General features: G+C 40.3%; 11 protein-coding genes. All 11 read left to right on the top strand.

Going from position 1 to position 14,913, the window contains the following annotated elements; genetic code table 11:
* Positions 1-8 precede the first annotated feature (8 nt).
* Genes ACHSBP_RS15900 through ACHSBP_RS15850 form a run of 11 tightly spaced genes read left to right on the top strand, consistent with a single transcriptional unit; the run spans position 9 to position 14,905 of the window.
* On the top strand, positions 9-1,289 hold the full coding sequence (locus ACHSBP_RS15900; RefSeq protein ID WP_010560610.1) for a type VI secretion system contractile sheath domain-containing protein: 1,281 nt from the start codon (positions 9-11) through the stop codon (positions 1,287-1,289).
* Entirely contained in the window at positions 1,290-1,733 is a 444-nt protein-coding gene (gene tssE, locus ACHSBP_RS15895) for a type VI secretion system baseplate subunit TssE (protein WP_010560609.1), read from the top strand. It abuts the gene before it with no gap.
* 4 nt (positions 1,734-1,737) lie between these two features.
* Positions 1,738-3,540 carry a type VI secretion system baseplate subunit TssF gene (locus ACHSBP_RS15890; RefSeq protein ID WP_233430457.1) on the top strand — a complete coding sequence of 601 codons (1,803 nt, stop codon included), beginning with the start codon at positions 1,738-1,740 and terminating at the stop codon, positions 3,538-3,540.
* Positions 3,531-4,460 (top strand): type VI secretion system baseplate subunit TssG, encoded by a 930-nt coding sequence (locus ACHSBP_RS15885; protein ID WP_395389590.1) that lies wholly within the window; start codon positions 3,531-3,533, stop codon positions 4,458-4,460. The genes ACHSBP_RS15890 and ACHSBP_RS15885 overlap by 10 nt, the downstream gene beginning before the upstream one ends.
* Positions 4,461-4,470: 10 nt before the next feature.
* Positions 4,471-7,044 carry a type VI secretion system ATPase TssH gene (tssH, locus tag ACHSBP_RS15880; protein WP_010560606.1) on the top strand — a complete coding sequence of 858 codons (2,574 nt, stop codon included), beginning with the start codon at positions 4,471-4,473 and terminating at the stop codon, positions 7,042-7,044.
* Positions 7,045-7,050: 6 nt separating this feature from the next.
* Positions 7,051-7,767, top strand: coding sequence for an ABC transporter substrate-binding protein (locus ACHSBP_RS15875; RefSeq protein ID WP_010560605.1), 717 nt, complete (start codon positions 7,051-7,053; stop codon positions 7,765-7,767).
* 3 nt (positions 7,768-7,770) lie between these two features.
* A complete protein-coding gene (locus tag ACHSBP_RS15870) occupies positions 7,771-8,589 on the top strand; it encodes a hypothetical protein (protein WP_010560604.1) in 819 nt (272 codons plus the stop codon).
* Positions 8,574-9,086: a type VI secretion system lipoprotein TssJ gene (gene tssJ, locus ACHSBP_RS15865; RefSeq protein WP_010560603.1), complete on the top strand. Its 513-nt coding sequence runs from the start codon at positions 8,574-8,576 to the stop codon at positions 9,084-9,086. Before ACHSBP_RS15870 ends, tssJ begins: the two co-directional genes overlap by 16 nt.
* Entirely contained in the window at positions 9,086-10,405 is a 1,320-nt protein-coding gene (gene tssK / locus ACHSBP_RS15860) for a type VI secretion system baseplate subunit TssK (protein ID WP_010560602.1), read from the top strand. Before tssJ ends, tssK begins: the two co-directional genes overlap by 1 nt.
* Position 10,406: 1 nt before the next feature.
* On the top strand, positions 10,407-11,546 hold the full coding sequence (locus tag ACHSBP_RS15855) for a DotU/TssL family secretion system protein (RefSeq protein ID WP_395389589.1): 1,140 nt from the start codon (positions 10,407-10,409) through the stop codon (positions 11,544-11,546).
* Positions 11,543-14,905, top strand: coding sequence for a type VI secretion IcmF C-terminal domain-containing protein (locus ACHSBP_RS15850; protein WP_395389588.1), 3,363 nt, complete (start codon positions 11,543-11,545; stop codon positions 14,903-14,905). The genes ACHSBP_RS15855 and ACHSBP_RS15850 overlap by 4 nt, the downstream gene beginning before the upstream one ends.
* Positions 14,906-14,913: the final 8 nt, after the last annotated feature.

Genomic DNA, 14,913 nt, shown 5'->3' with positions numbered 1-14,913 from the left:
AATACTGTGTGAATCTGAGCGATCAGACAGCTTCATTAGAACAATCAAAAGCGTTAGCGTACAATTTGATTGCTGAAATTGACCAACTTATCAGTGCTCAATTATCTAAAGTGATGTCTGACAAAAAGTTCCAAGCTTTAGAAGCTCGATGGCTTAATTTACAGGAGCTAACCAGTTTACCTGTTAACTATAAAGCGATAAAAGTTCGCATTCTTAATATTTCTTGGCGAGAGATATCGCAAGATTTAAATATTTCTACTTCGGTATCGCACTCACGTCTGTTTAATTTAATCGCGAATAAAGAGTTTAATACCTTAGGTGGTGAGCCATATGGCTTAGTGGTTATCGATCACAATTTAACATTAGACTTTGATTACGATAACGAGTTTGATGATTTATATACCTTAGAGTTGCTTGCTGCGTTAGGTGAAAAGAGTTTATGTCCAATTCTACTCGATGCTGACGATGGTTTTTTAGGCGCTCAAGGTGAACAGTATTTGGCTGATGTAGAAAAAGTAAAACGTGTACTGACGGATCACGACTTTGATACGTGGCATCGCTTAAGAGAAAGCCCAAATAGCCATTTTCTCGGCTTGGTATTTAATAAAGTAGCGATTCGGGAAAGTTACGAATATTACCCCGCTGGTTTTGTCTTTAATGAAGACGAAACCGAAGCGTTTAAATGGGGCAATGCTGCGACCACGTTTTTAAAAAACGTAATTATTGAGTTTAATCGTGTGCGCTGGTTTGGTTTTTTAAAGTCGCGCAAGCTAGACTCGCTAGGTGGCAGTGCAATTAAAAACTATGGTTTAAAAGCTAATTTAGAACCACGCTTTAAAATTCATTTGTCGGCTTCTAGTGCTGCGTTTTTATCCCAATTAGGGTTAATTCCGATTTTTTACAACCCTCTAAATAATCGCTATTTTTTCCAATCGAACAGTTCGGTTAAATTAGAGCAAGACGGTGAAAATCGCTTTTTGATTCAAACAACATTAATGATCAGCAGAATTGCCCATTATATTAAACTGCAATTAAGACAAATGATTGGCGCAGCTATGGAACCCCATGACTGTGAGAACCGCATCAGCCATTGGTTAGAGCAGTATTGCTCTAACTCGATCGTTAATGATGAGGTGACCTTAGCTGGTATGCCGTTACGATCGGCGAAAGTAACGGTGGATGAAGAACCTGGCAGCCTTAAGCGTTACAGTTGCCAAATTGATTTAATGCCACAGTACCAATACGACCGCGTTGCAAGTTTAGTTAGTTTATCGACGGCGGTTGAATAAATGTCATTTTTTAGCGCGTTTTATTTGGAACAGGATGAAATTGGCACTAACTCAATGGATGAAATTGTGTTGTCTATTCATCACAACATTGGCTTGATTTTAAAAACCGAAGCAGCGAGTTTACACCAAGGCGATGGCAGTTTGAGTGATGACTCAAACTTGTGTTTCGGTATAGAAGATATGGCATTGTTTAGTCGCCTAAATTCAGGTGAGCAAATTGCACTAAGAATAAAAAATAAAATTATGCAGTTTGAACCACGCCTGCAAGATATAAAAGTGAGCTATGTTGATGACTCGCAAAAAGCCAAGTTAACTAATACGCTCAAATTTGAAGTATCTGCAATGCTACTAATAAATGGTAAAAAAGAATTGCTCCAGTTTGATACAGATATAAATCTGACAAAAATGACTGTCATGATAGAGAACGACACAAATTATGATTAATCGCATGTTAAAACACTTTGAAGATGAACTTGCGAGCATTAGAAGTGGCTTGGAGGGGTTTCGTAAGCGTTTTAGACGTGAAGCTGAACACATTAACCTCAACGACAAAGGGCAAGAAGATCCGAACGTTACACGTTTAGTTGATAGCTTTGCCTGGGTATCGGCAAAAAATGCAATTCAAATCGATTCGCTGCGCACTCGCCATATTGAAGAATTTGCGCAAATTGTTTCACCTAATCTGTTTAAACCTTTGCCAACAGTCGTGAAAGCACACTTTAATCCAAATCCAGATGATTTTAACAAGCCTGTATTTCTCGATAAAAAGATTGAAGTTGAGTTGGAAGTCATTAATAAAGGGGATGACAACACTCAGGTTACCTTATGTAATTCATTACCCATCACTTTTAGCCCAATTAAAATTGATTTCTTTAAATTAGAGCAAACGCCTTTTGAGCATGCGATTCCAAGTAACCTAGACACCAAGCACGCGCTTTTTTGTCTTCGTGTTGCGCTCGATCCAATTAGTCTTGAAGTTGATATGCGCCAAGTGTTGGCGCAGCCGTTGCAACTTCATTTTAGTAATGAGTCGATAGGTCGTAATGTTGCTGATGTTATTAATCAGGCTTTAATAGACGTTGCAATCACGGTTGATGAACAAGCGCAGTCGGTATCGATTGGCCGAGATAACTTTAAGCCGCTGGTGATTGATGATGATTTTATTGTATCGCCAATTGCTAGCAATGAAGTGCCCGTTTACTTTAAGCTCAAAGAGTATTTTTCTATTCCTGATAAGCGCCACTTTTTTATTTTGCGCAACCCTCATCATATTGCGGTTGAAGCAGGTCAACGCGTGTATCTCGATTTCTATTTAAACGAGCTAGGCGCAGCCCTATTAGATGAGAAAAAACTAGAAGTAAAAATAAACAAAACCCTGTTTAGTAACTTGTTTCATCAAACATCTGAGCCAATCCGTGTTAATTATCAAGAGCTTTCGTACCCTGTGATTGCGGATGCAAGTCAGTCGAATATTCAAGTGTACTCAATTGATCGGGTACTGCGCGTTGATACTGAAGGTGCGGTAGAAATTCCACCGATTCTGGGCAAACAAGCGATCGACTTTAATCAGCAATTGTATTGGTCACAAACAACAAAACTTGGCCGCGGTCGAAATATTAAAGCCTTATCAGGGCAGGAAGTTCAGCATCTAATATTTCCAATTAATCACTCTAGCAGTGAGTTACCTAATGGTTTTAATGCCTACGCAGAGGTAACCTGCTTTGATGCACATTTAGCAAACAAAGTGCATGTTGGTAACCAAATTGTTGTCAATACAGAAGAGGCGCTTGCAGGTGAGTTTAACGTTGGCGGTGTAGCAATACAGCCAACGCAAGCAACTACCGATGAACAGAATTATTGGAATATGCTCAAGTTATTGTCGTTTAATATGTCGCAGTTATTAACGGCGGATAATGCCAAAGAAAGCCTCAAAGGGTTTTTGCGCTTATTCATTAACTCAAATGCCACGCACCATGAGCTAAACGTCATCTACAACGTTGCCGCTAAAAAGATTAATGCCCCGTTTTTACTGGAAGGGCGAATGGTGTTTGTACCAGGTATGAAAATTGAATTGACCTTGGATAACTCTGAGCTCAATGCGGACTATTCCTTATTTATTGCATTGCTTAATGACTTCTTCTTAGCACAGACTGCATTTGACCGTTGTTGCCAGTTATCGGTATCGTACACTAGCTTCAATTGGCCGGTTAAAACGTTTGATGCGCAGCTAGGGGTTCGCGTATGCAGCTAAAGCAAAAGGCACTTTATAAAGTAAAGTCGGCGCTTCATTTCAATCGCTTAGCGCGAGTACTCGGTGTTAAAAAAATTAGCTATAAACAAGATTTGTTTTCTAATCAATATCACGATAAGTACATTAAGTTCACCCAATTACCCGACCAACACTTGGTTGTGCGTTCGCATCAAGCAACCTTGTTCGGCATTAATGGCGGCTTACCTCATTTTATTTTAGATTGGTTAAAAGAAGCATACTTAAAATCTAATCGCGCTTATTTACGCTTTATTGCTATTTTTGATGATGCGATGGTGCGTCAGTCAGTGAAGCTTGATTCATATAACTCAATTGTTTACCGCGCCGAAAAGTGCGGTGATAAACAACAGCAAAATGCGTTGAAACAGAGTTATTTTGAAGCGCTTACCGCCCATTACGAAGAATTAAATATGTTGCCGGCAACTTTGGTTGTGCGTGGTGAGAGTCATTCACTGAACAATTTAAAGTTGCTTTTGGCGTATTATTTTCCGTTTCAATTTACCATTGCGCTTAATCAGCTAGAAAAAAAGCCCATCCCGCAAACGGCGCGCAGTCGTTTAGGGGGGTGTCAGCTAGGTCATGGCGCTATTGTAGGAGAAACGTTTGTGCAATTGGGTCGAACGCTAAATGTCGTAGTGAAAATAGACGACTCTGCATTTTTTAGTCAAATTGAACAGCAAAATAGCGCTGCAATGGACGTTTTACAATCAATCAAATCAATTTGTAAGTATTATGTTAATCACGAAGTTGTAGTTAATGTTGAGGCTGAATATACTGGTCCAGATAAATCGTGTTTAGCACTTACCAAGAATAAACAGCATGCGCTGGTGTTAGGTATTAACTCAAACTTAGCCACACTGCATGGAACAAATAAACGAACCGTAAGGGCTCTGTCGAGCTAAAAGGATTTTTATGTCACAAATATCAATTTCAAAGCTCATTTCCTTTTTGGACAATAACCTAAAAAATGCGTTGGAATATGCAGCAGCAGATGCGATGAAGTCGCAAGTTGGTGCAATTGAAGTAGAGCATTGGTTGGTTTCTTTGTTGCAAGGGCGTGACGCTAAGTTACTGCAATTCCTTGAATCACAAAAAGTTGATTTACCTGCTTTTCAAGCTGAACTAGAAAAGGCGCTAGCACGTTTAGATAAAACACATTCGGGGCAACCTACAATTAGTCCTGATGTTATCGAATTAATTAAATCAGCGTGGTTAATTGCCTCGGTCGAATTTTCGCATAATGCAGTAGTGGGGTTGCATCTGTTACTTGCAATGCTACAAACCGATCCGCTTTCATTGAACCGCCATCACTTTGAGGCGCTTAATAATGTTTCGATTGAAAGCTTAAAAGAATATATAAAGTCACTTGTAATTGGCGCGGCGAAAAGCGCCACAAGCCAAGGTGCGACGCCTGCAGCACCAATTGCCAATGGGGCACTTGAAAAATATACGGTCAACCTAACCCAAGCGGCTAAAAATGGTGAATTAGATGTGGTTTCGGGGCGTGCTGACGAGGTGCGATTAGCAATCGATATTCTATGTCGAAAACGCCAAAATAACCCAATTTTTGTCGGTGAACCTGGAGTAGGTAAAACCGCTGTTGTAGAAGGGCTCGCGCAAAAAATTGCGAATGATGAAGTTCCTCCCGTTTTATCTGGCGTACAAATTCATTCATTAGATTTAGGTCTATTACAAGCGGGTGCCAGCGTTAAAGGCGAATTTGAAAATCGTTTAAAAGATGTCATTAACGAAGTTAAAAATGCCGATGTACCGATTGTGGTATTTATTGATGAAGCACATACTTTAATTGGTGCTGGTGGTGCAGAAGGGCAAAATGATGCGGCGAACCTACTAAAACCAGCTCTTGCACGAGGCGAGTTTAGAACGCTTGCAGCGACCACATGGGAAGAATATAAAAAGTACTTTGAAAAAGACCCTGCGCTTACACGTCGTTTCCAAGTTGTAAAAGTTGATGAGCCAAATGAAGACGATGCATTACAAATGCTGCGAGGCGTCGCTGAATCTCTCAAAAAGCACCACAAAGTGTTTATTACCGAGGCAGCATTGGAAGCCGCGGTGAACTTATCAATACGTTATTTGCCAAGTCGTAAGCTGCCTGATAAAGCGATTAGTATTTTAGACACGTCATGTGCGCGTATCGCATTAACGCAAAGTGCCAAGCCAGCAAAATTAGAGAAGGTTGAGCAGTCAATTCGCTACCTTGAAAATGAACTTGTATCGCTTAGTAAAGAAAACGAGATGCTCGGTAACCAAGCTGTCAGCATTGCTGAAAAGCAAGCAAAAAAAGCACAACTTGAGTCTGAACTTGAAGCGATTAACCAGCAGTGGCAAAAAGAAAAAGAATTAGTCGATCAACTTAGTGCAATTCAAAGCGGTGAACAGCAAGGCGACTTCTTAGCATCGTTAGACAAGTTAAAAGCACTGCAAGGTGAAGCGCCAATGGTTCATGCTATTGTGGATGAACAAACCATTGCCGAGGTAATTGGTGCGTGGACAGGGATTCCTATTGGGAATTTACTAAAAGATGAAGTAGCGAAATTATTGACACTTGAAGCGTCGTTGCATCAACGAATTATTGGTCAAAAACATGCAATGCATGAGTTGGCGAAAAGCATTCGTGTGTCGCGCGCAGGTTTAACAGATAAACGCAAACCGGTTGGTGTGTTTTTAATGTGTGGACCAAGTGGTGTAGGTAAGTCTGAAACGGCGCTTACGTTAGCCGACCAACTGTTTGGTGGCGAACAAGATATGACGGTTATTAACATGACCGAATTTAAAGAAGCGCACAAGGTATCTATGTTGCTCGGCTCTCCGGCTGGCTATGTTGGTTATGGTAAAGGCGGAGTGCTAACAGAGGCAATTCGTCGTAATCCATATTGTGTGCTACTACTTGATGAAATGGAAAAAGCCCACCCAAGTGTGCATGATATTTTCTACCAAATCTTTGACAAAGGCTGCATTCAAGATAGTGAAGGACGTAATATCGACTTCCGTAATACGCTGATTATTATGACTTCAAATGCGGCTGATAGCGCGATAGTGGACTATTGTGATGCACAGGACACGCGTCCCGATTTAATCGAGCTGGTTGATAACGTGCGTCCGGCACTGCAAGAGTACTTTAAGCCAGCGTTTCTTGGTCGCTGTAATATTATTCCATATTACCCACTCAACACTGATGAATTAGCACAAATAGCGGGCATTGCGTTAAAACGAATTTCACAAAAGCTGTCAGAAACCTATGGTGCATCATTGGATTATGATCAGTCGTTTATCGATTATGTAGTGCTCAAAGGTAATGAGCCAACTATCGGTGGGCGCGCGATTGAGCAAATCGTTAACCGTAATTTAATGCCGCTATTAGCAGAAAAATGCATCGAACGAATTAGTAATGGTGATGCAGTAACCTGCGTAACGATTACGGGCGTTGCCGATGCGACCGATTTTGAACTGAAGGTTGAATAACATTTAATGTGGTATCGAGCATTTTCTTCTGTGCTGCTTGTATCGAGCTTATTCGTTACAGCTAACAGTTTGGCGATTGAACGGGTGCGTTTAGCGACGCACCAAGTTTACCCATATCATTATGTTGAGAACGGTAAAGTTTATGGTGATGTCATTCGCCAAGTAAAGTGTGCTTTTAATCGCATGGAAACGCCGTTTAAAGCAGAGTTTAGTGATTGGGTTGACGTTGAGTTACGACTGCGTACTGGCCAACTTGATGCTATTTTTGCTGTGGCTAACAGCGAAAGGCGAAGTGAATTTGGTGAGCTTTCTATCCCGTTGGCACAAAAGCACCTTTATTGGTATTTTACAGGCCCTAAAATTAATGTCGCGACAACTAACCCGCTTTATCAAAAATATAAAGTGGCTGCTGATTTTGGCTCAGACGAATGGTTAACCTTAAAACGCCAAGCATATAACGTACAGAAAAAGCCGCGTGATGCCGGAGAGTTGGTGCAATTGTTAGTGAGCCATGAAGTAGACGCGATATTGCTGGATGAACAAGAATTTAGTTATGAATTATCAAAGCATAATTTGCAAAGTACTCGCTTTTCGCGTCAGCACTATGGGAATATAGCGCTTGGTGTATTGTTTTCTAAGGCTTTTTTAAATGAGCATCCGACGTTTTTACAATCATTTAATACTGCAGCGTCTAATTGCCTGGTGCAGGATACGGGGAACTAACTCATGAATTCGGCAATGTTACAAGTGACAGAGTGCCCCGAAGACGTTCGCTTATTATCTCGCATGGCAACTGTCACCGAGGCAGGCGTGGCGTTAGGTGGATCAATTGAATGTGATTTAATTTTACCCGCAGTTGATGCAAACCAAGACGCGGGCGCTATTTACTTTCGAGTTTCGCCTGATGTGACAACTGGTCGTTTTAAACTGCTGACTAAAGTTGAAGGGGTTGCGGTTAACCAACGAGCACAAATTGCCAATTCGTCTGTTACTTTAAGTGACGGTGATGTGATAGCGGTTAATGGTTACACCCTATTATTTTCGGCCGACACGGATATGCAAACTGAATCAATCAACGATTCAGACAAGGCGAATAATGCCACGAGTGATTTTTATGACACGGTTTCGAATGTTGAATTTGATGCCAGTAATATCTTTGCCGATCTTGAAAGTGAACTTGATCAAGTGGCTGAGCATCAATCAAAAGAGGATGAGTTCGTTGATTATCATGCTTATCAGGAAGTTGATGTATCAAGCCAACAAGGAGCTTATTCTCATACGGTTGAAAAGAAGTTAGATAAACTTTTAGAAGTGTCACAAAATCCATGGATTCAGCAAAAACAATTGCTTATGATGTTGGATGATGTTGTTGAGCAGTTTATTAAAGAGTTTGATCCTGAGATGATTGAAGAGATGGTTGGACCGCCATCACGCTGGAACAACAAACAGTGGGTCGCATACAAGAATTATTATCAGCGAAAACAAAATGAAGGGCATTTTAAACGTCAGTTTAAAGCGCTATTAATAGAATGCATGCAAAAATAATTATATTAATAATAATCGCTAGTTTATTTGGTTGCTCGAGCAACGATTTATTGAAGCGTTTTTCTCTGCCTATTCAGCTAAAACTGGAGACCAATGAAAAACTTAATTGGTCAAATAATACCGCCAATCCAGTGGCGGTTCGCTTGTATCAGCTTGAAAAGTCAGATCGCTTTATGCAAAGCGACTTTATTACGCTATTTAATGACGATAAATCAGTGTTGGCTGAGCAGCTGATAGAGCGTCAAAGGTGGTATCCTGTGATGCCGCAAACCTCAGAGTTTAAGACCATAGAATTGTTGCCAGGTGTGCGCCATTTAGCTGTATTAGTTGAATTTACAGACTATCAAAAAAGTGCAGCAAAAGCCTTGATTACATTGCCAGAGGATTTATCGAAAGACACGGTTGTTTGGTTGGGAATTCAAGGCAGTACAGTGACCTTTAATGTGGTACCACAACCAAGTTGGTGGGATAGTCTATTTAGCTGGGGAGCAGCATAATGAATAATAAAATCGTTTGGCGCGATGGCACCTTTTTGTATCCTCAGCACTTTCAACAGATGGATGCGCATTTAGAAGGCGTAATACAGAATTATAGCAGGCTGAAAACCGGAGAGTTGACGCCACATTGTGGTTTAACCCGTTTAAAAATAAATGAAGGTTTGCTTAATCTTGGGCAGTTTTCAATTCAAGCATGCGAAGGCATTTTACCAGATGGTCAATACTTCAATTTAGAAAGCGAGATTGCTTTGCATATCCCTGAAGGTACGGTTGACCAAATGGTTTATTTAACCGTACCAATTATGTTGGTTGGCAATGATAGCTTTAACAATCAGCTTGCAACATCTCGCTATCGAACACATTTCTCTAAAGTGTTTGATTTCACCTCAAGTGAACAAGCTGAGCTTGAAGTTGAACATGCGTCACTTAATATCACCTTGCAACTCGAAGAAGATAACTTAGATGGCTTCGTTAAATTAGCCGTTGGCAAAGTGTTGGAGGTTAATGGTAACGGAGAAGTGGTGATTGACCGCGCGTTTATTCCTGACTGTCTTAGCTTAGGAGCCGCGGATATTTTGCTTGAACGAATTAAAGAGCTTGAGACCTTAGCGAATGCAAAAGCGAATCAGCTACTTGCACGTTTAAACGCAACGATTGAAACGCAAACGGGTAGTGTGTTGTTTAAAGAGCAACAACTTCTTTCTTTGATCTATCACTGGTTGCCATGGCTTGAAGCGACACAGCGTACACAGCACTACAAGCTGGGACGTTTTTTTTATGAATTAAAGCAATTCGAATCGGCATTACTGAGCGCTGATTTTGAACCGCGCACATCGTGGACACCGCTGACATTTGAAAACTTGTATCACCAATTTCATAGTGTGATATCACGAATAAAAGACAAGCTTTCAATTAATCAACAGCAAAATGTAATTGAGTATTTATGGGATAAATCACTATTTGATAGCAGACGCATGCTACTGGCAAAGATTAAGCAAGTAGAAGTGAGGCAAGCTCAACGGGTGATTATTGCGGTATCTTCTGAGGCCAATATTGCCAAAGAAGTATTTGAAACCGGTTTCAAACTGGCGGGCAATAAATCCATTGTTGAATGCATAAAAAATGCAACGCAAGGGGTAAACGTTACTGCATTGCCATTTCCGCCACCTGAGTTAAAAGAGCGTGCCAACACCAGCTATTTCCAAATTGATTTAAATGATGTGCTGTGGCAAAAAGTGCTTGATAACAAGGAGATGCTCGCATTGCACATTGATGCGCGTATTTATGTTGAAGACGTTAAATTATTTTTAATTAACTAGTATGCAAATAGCCAGTTATACCGTTAACCAGTTTTCATTAGTTGATGAAAAAAATACTGCACTTAAAGATCTATTCAATGAAATTGAATGGCAAGGTGAAGCGTTATTACGTTTGAGTTTACCGTTTTTGCCGATGATTGATGCAGTTGCGTCACTCGATGAGGCAAATTCCCTTGATAACTTGCGCGATAAATTGGTAACGGAACTTAAAGCGCTAAAGCGCCGTGGCCGCGATGAAAATATAGCGCCAGCGCTGCTCGATAAACTGTGTTTTGTTTGGGCTGCGTTTTTTGATGAGCGCATCAGCTATGAATGTAAATTAGATACAACTCAATGGCAAAATAACACGCTTGTGAGTCAGTTGTTTGGTATTCGTAACAGCGGCGAAACCTTTTTTAGTTTACTCAAGCAGTTAATGGAGTTTCCAAAAAAGCATATTGAACTTATTAAAATTTGCTATTTGTTGTTACAGCTCGGCTTTAAGGGCAAGTTTAATAACCAGCAGCAAGCAGAGCTTAACAAAATTATTGCTGATGTAAATTTTGCAATTACTGAACTAGGCGCATTTAAAGAACAAAACACGGTTTCGCCATTAGCAAACGTTGAGCGAAGATCTCATATTAGTTATGGCTTATTTAAAGGCGTTTCTGCTACGTCTTTTGTTTTTTTTATTGTGTTCTTAATGCTCGCTGGATTGATCTCTTACAATGTTTATGTCGGCAAAATATATCAAAGCCAACATCATGAATATGATGAAATGGCCAAAAATACCTTTGCCCATTTGCAACAGTTAAAACATAAACCAATCTCAATTGAAAATGCGCAATTTACCGTTAAAGAAAATAACCAAAAGTCAGTCGTGACAGCCGCGCCAATTACACACGCACCTGAAATACAGCCTGACTCCCAAGTTGATACAACAACTCAATATTTTGTGCAACTTGGTGCATTTTATGAGCGCTCACGCGCGCTTGCTTTGCAACAAAAGTGCGGCAATGAAGACTATCAAACCGTGATCGAAGATGACGGTGCGCGCCATCGAGTAGGCTTTATTGCCGACGGCTTCACCTCGGCTAAAAAAGTGAGCGCATATTTTTCAAGTTTATGTCGCGTGTCACCTTTTATTAAGGAGTACCAGTGAGCCGTTCATTAGTGCGTCTATATAGCGGCGCAATACTTATTATAATTGGTATAGTGCTGGCGATACTTAATGCTATTTTTCATTACTCAAACACCTTGTACTGGGCATGTATTGCAATTGCCCTAGTAGGTGTTTTGATTATTACACTGCCAACTATCAACCAAGCTTTACTGCGCGGTGTACACAAACGTAATCAATTTAAGCAATACTCGCGTCTTATTCGCGGCGCACAAAAAAAATTAAAACTGAATGCCAATTTATATCAAACAGCCTGGTATTTAGTTGTGTCTGAAGAAAGTGTGGGTGAAAGTTTTGCCCAGTTTAACCGTGTTAAATTGTCTTATATGCCCCCTGATATTGCACTTTATCATGTTAAAGGGGCACTAATTTGGCATGTAACAGCTAAAGACAACGTAACCCGTGAAAACTTTTTTGCATGGCTTAATTTTGTTAGACCTAAACAAGCATTAAATGGCGTGTTATTGCTAACGGATGCGTTTAGTCTGATTCAACGTTCACAGAAAACCAAGCAAGACTTTTTAAGTGATGTTAAAGCCCAACTTGAATCAATTTATATTCGTAACGGCATTCAAGTGCCATTGCATTTGTTTTTGTGTGGCGTTAACAAACTGGACGGCTTAGCTGAAAGTCTGCACCAGCAAACGGACATTGATGACTTATCTTTCTATTTGGCCGATCAAACAACGGGTGTGCAACACTCCTTATCGCATGCCTGTGATGAGCTGTTTAAAAAGTTGTTTATTAACAATATTCATCAAGTTTCACTGCAATTGGATGACGAATTCAAGCGCAAACAGCTATTAGGTTCAATGCAACTCCAATATGTAAAACTTTCTGTTGAAGGCTTTATCGAAGATTTGCTCGACTTTAATGGCTTGGAATCGCCATTTACGTTAACAAGTTTTCATTTGGTTGAGTCTGAATCAAGTGAGTATCGGGTCAATTTAGCCACAGCGCACACCTTGATTGAAGTAAATCAAACGATGCTACCGGTTGTACGAGATGCAAATTTAAAACCGCGCGCAGAATTAACTAAAACCTTTGCGGCGCAAGTATTACCACTGTCGAATTCAGCGCCAACAAATAAACGTCGCGTTGTTAAGCACTTTGTAAAGCAAGTTGGCATGTTTTCGGTAGGCTTAACGATATTTTCTGTGGCAGCTTGGATTGGTTGGCAGGCATATATTTACAACGAAACGCTACATCAAGAATTTGGTGACGTTCATCAGCAGTATCGTACAGAGCTTGATAATACCCAGTTCGATATCAACGACCCTGAATCTATTATCGAGCCACTTACAGTGTTACGACTAGCCTACGCAAAGTTTGATACCGAGCAACATAATCAGCCGTGGTTTGCATTACCAGTGCTGGCTTCAATTGAGCGCGAGCGTCACTATACAGAGCTTTATCAAAAGCAATTAAGTCTGGCATTGCAACCGACCTTATTAAAGTACCTTGAAGAAGAGTTATTTGTTTATCTAGAGCTCGAAGACTACTTAAAAGTCATTAATATTAAAGATGTTTATGAGTCTTTTGCTAGTGGTTCAAATAAACAAGTTGTTGCGAATTATGTTTCGCAGTCATTAAAGCAGGGTGGTATTTTGGATGAGGTACAAACTCAGAATTTTGTTGCACTAATAGAAGATTATTATCAACTGGGTTATGAAAAGATCGACACCAATGACAAATTATTAGCGATTGTTGATAGTCAGCTTGCAATGCAAGACACTAACCAATTGATGTATGAATATATAAAGCGATTGCCTGAATTTTCCCGTTTAATTGATATCAGAGCATCTTTATTTGGTGATGAGGCAACGCAGACGCAGCTGTTTCAGTTAAAAGGTGATGATGCAAGCTTCTTAGTGCCTCAATTGTTTACACCTGCAGCGTTGCAACAGCTGTCGTTTATTCCTGAGTCGGCGTTTATGCAACAGTTGGTGAAAGACAATCATGGCTTATTCAAGTCATCGCCATCGCAACGTGAGCTTACTCGTATTGGTACTTACTTAAAGTACCAGTTTATTAATGATTATATTAGCTTTTGGCGTCAGTACTATCAGCAAATCACACTGGTTGATGGCTTAACATTAAAGCCAATGTTAAATGCGTTAACCGAAAAACAAACATCGCCATTAGTGCAGTTGTACAGCACGCTGCGCAGTTATATTAATATTCCACCTGTCGAAGTGCCGACGTTTGAAGATCCGCAAAGCGCATCGAAAGCGCCGAAAAAATTAGCCGCAAAAGCAAAAAAACTCGACAAATTAGCGAGCTCGGCGAATCATTTATTAAATAAAGAGCAGCAATTAGCGATTGCTAAGGCTGAGGAACACAATGAAATTAGTGAAAAGGTGGCTCACGCGTTTTCACAAAACACGCTGATCATCGCAAAGCGTGAAGATATTAGTAATGAATACCAGTTGCTTGTTAAAGAGCTGACTGAGTTGAAAAAGTGGTTAGCAAAAGCAGATAACGACGTAGTACCGGGCTTAACTTACTTTAAACAATTACAAACTGAAAACCGTTTTGATGCCTTTTCAGGGTTGTGGCTTGGCAATTATTCAGAGCCTGTTGTGGCTGATTTAATCGACCTCGTACTTGTGCAATCAGCAAATCATATTGAAGAAAAAGTATCGGCTTATTTGCAACAAACTTGGCGAGACAGCGTAATACAGCCATACAACAGCACGATATCACCGTTTTACCCGTTCAATAAAGATGGCACAGATTTATCGCTGACAGCGCTGAGAAGTTATTTCGCCCCAGGCAGTTCGGTAAATAATTTTAACGACAGCATATTGAGCCACTTCTTAAACGTTGGTAATCAAAAACAGCTCGCTATTTTTGATAAAGATACTGTAATAACGCTCAATAGCGAAGTAGAGCAGTTTATGAGTCAGTATATTGCGTTACAAAAACGTTTGTACGGCCGTAATAATGAACTTCAAGTAGCTGTTACCGTCTCGGCGAGAAATATGTCGCCAGAGCTCAGTGCATTTACACTACAATCGGGTGAGCGCTCATTGCACTATACTCATGGCCCTGAAATCCCGAAAACATTTAGCTGGCCTAAAGAGTTTACTGAGTCAAATTTAACAATCACGTTGACAGATTTAAACAATCAAAAGCAGCAACTGAATTACCAGGGAAGCTGGGGCATTTACCGCTTTATCAGTGAGCATCAAACTAGCACTAATAGTGAATTGCTAAGCATTAATTTTAAAAATAAACAAGGTGTTGCGATCGCGATAAAAGGTATTGATGATAATAGCAGTATCTTAAATCCACTGTTTTTTGCAGAGCTCACTATACCCGCAACGTTATTAAAATAAATAGCGTG

The organism is Pseudoalteromonas sp. XMcav1-K, assembly GCF_044005875.1.
Taxonomy (GTDB): Bacteria; Pseudomonadota; Gammaproteobacteria; order Enterobacterales; family Alteromonadaceae; genus Pseudoalteromonas; species Pseudoalteromonas spongiae.
This window is presented reverse-complemented; position numbering and strand designations above follow the sequence as displayed.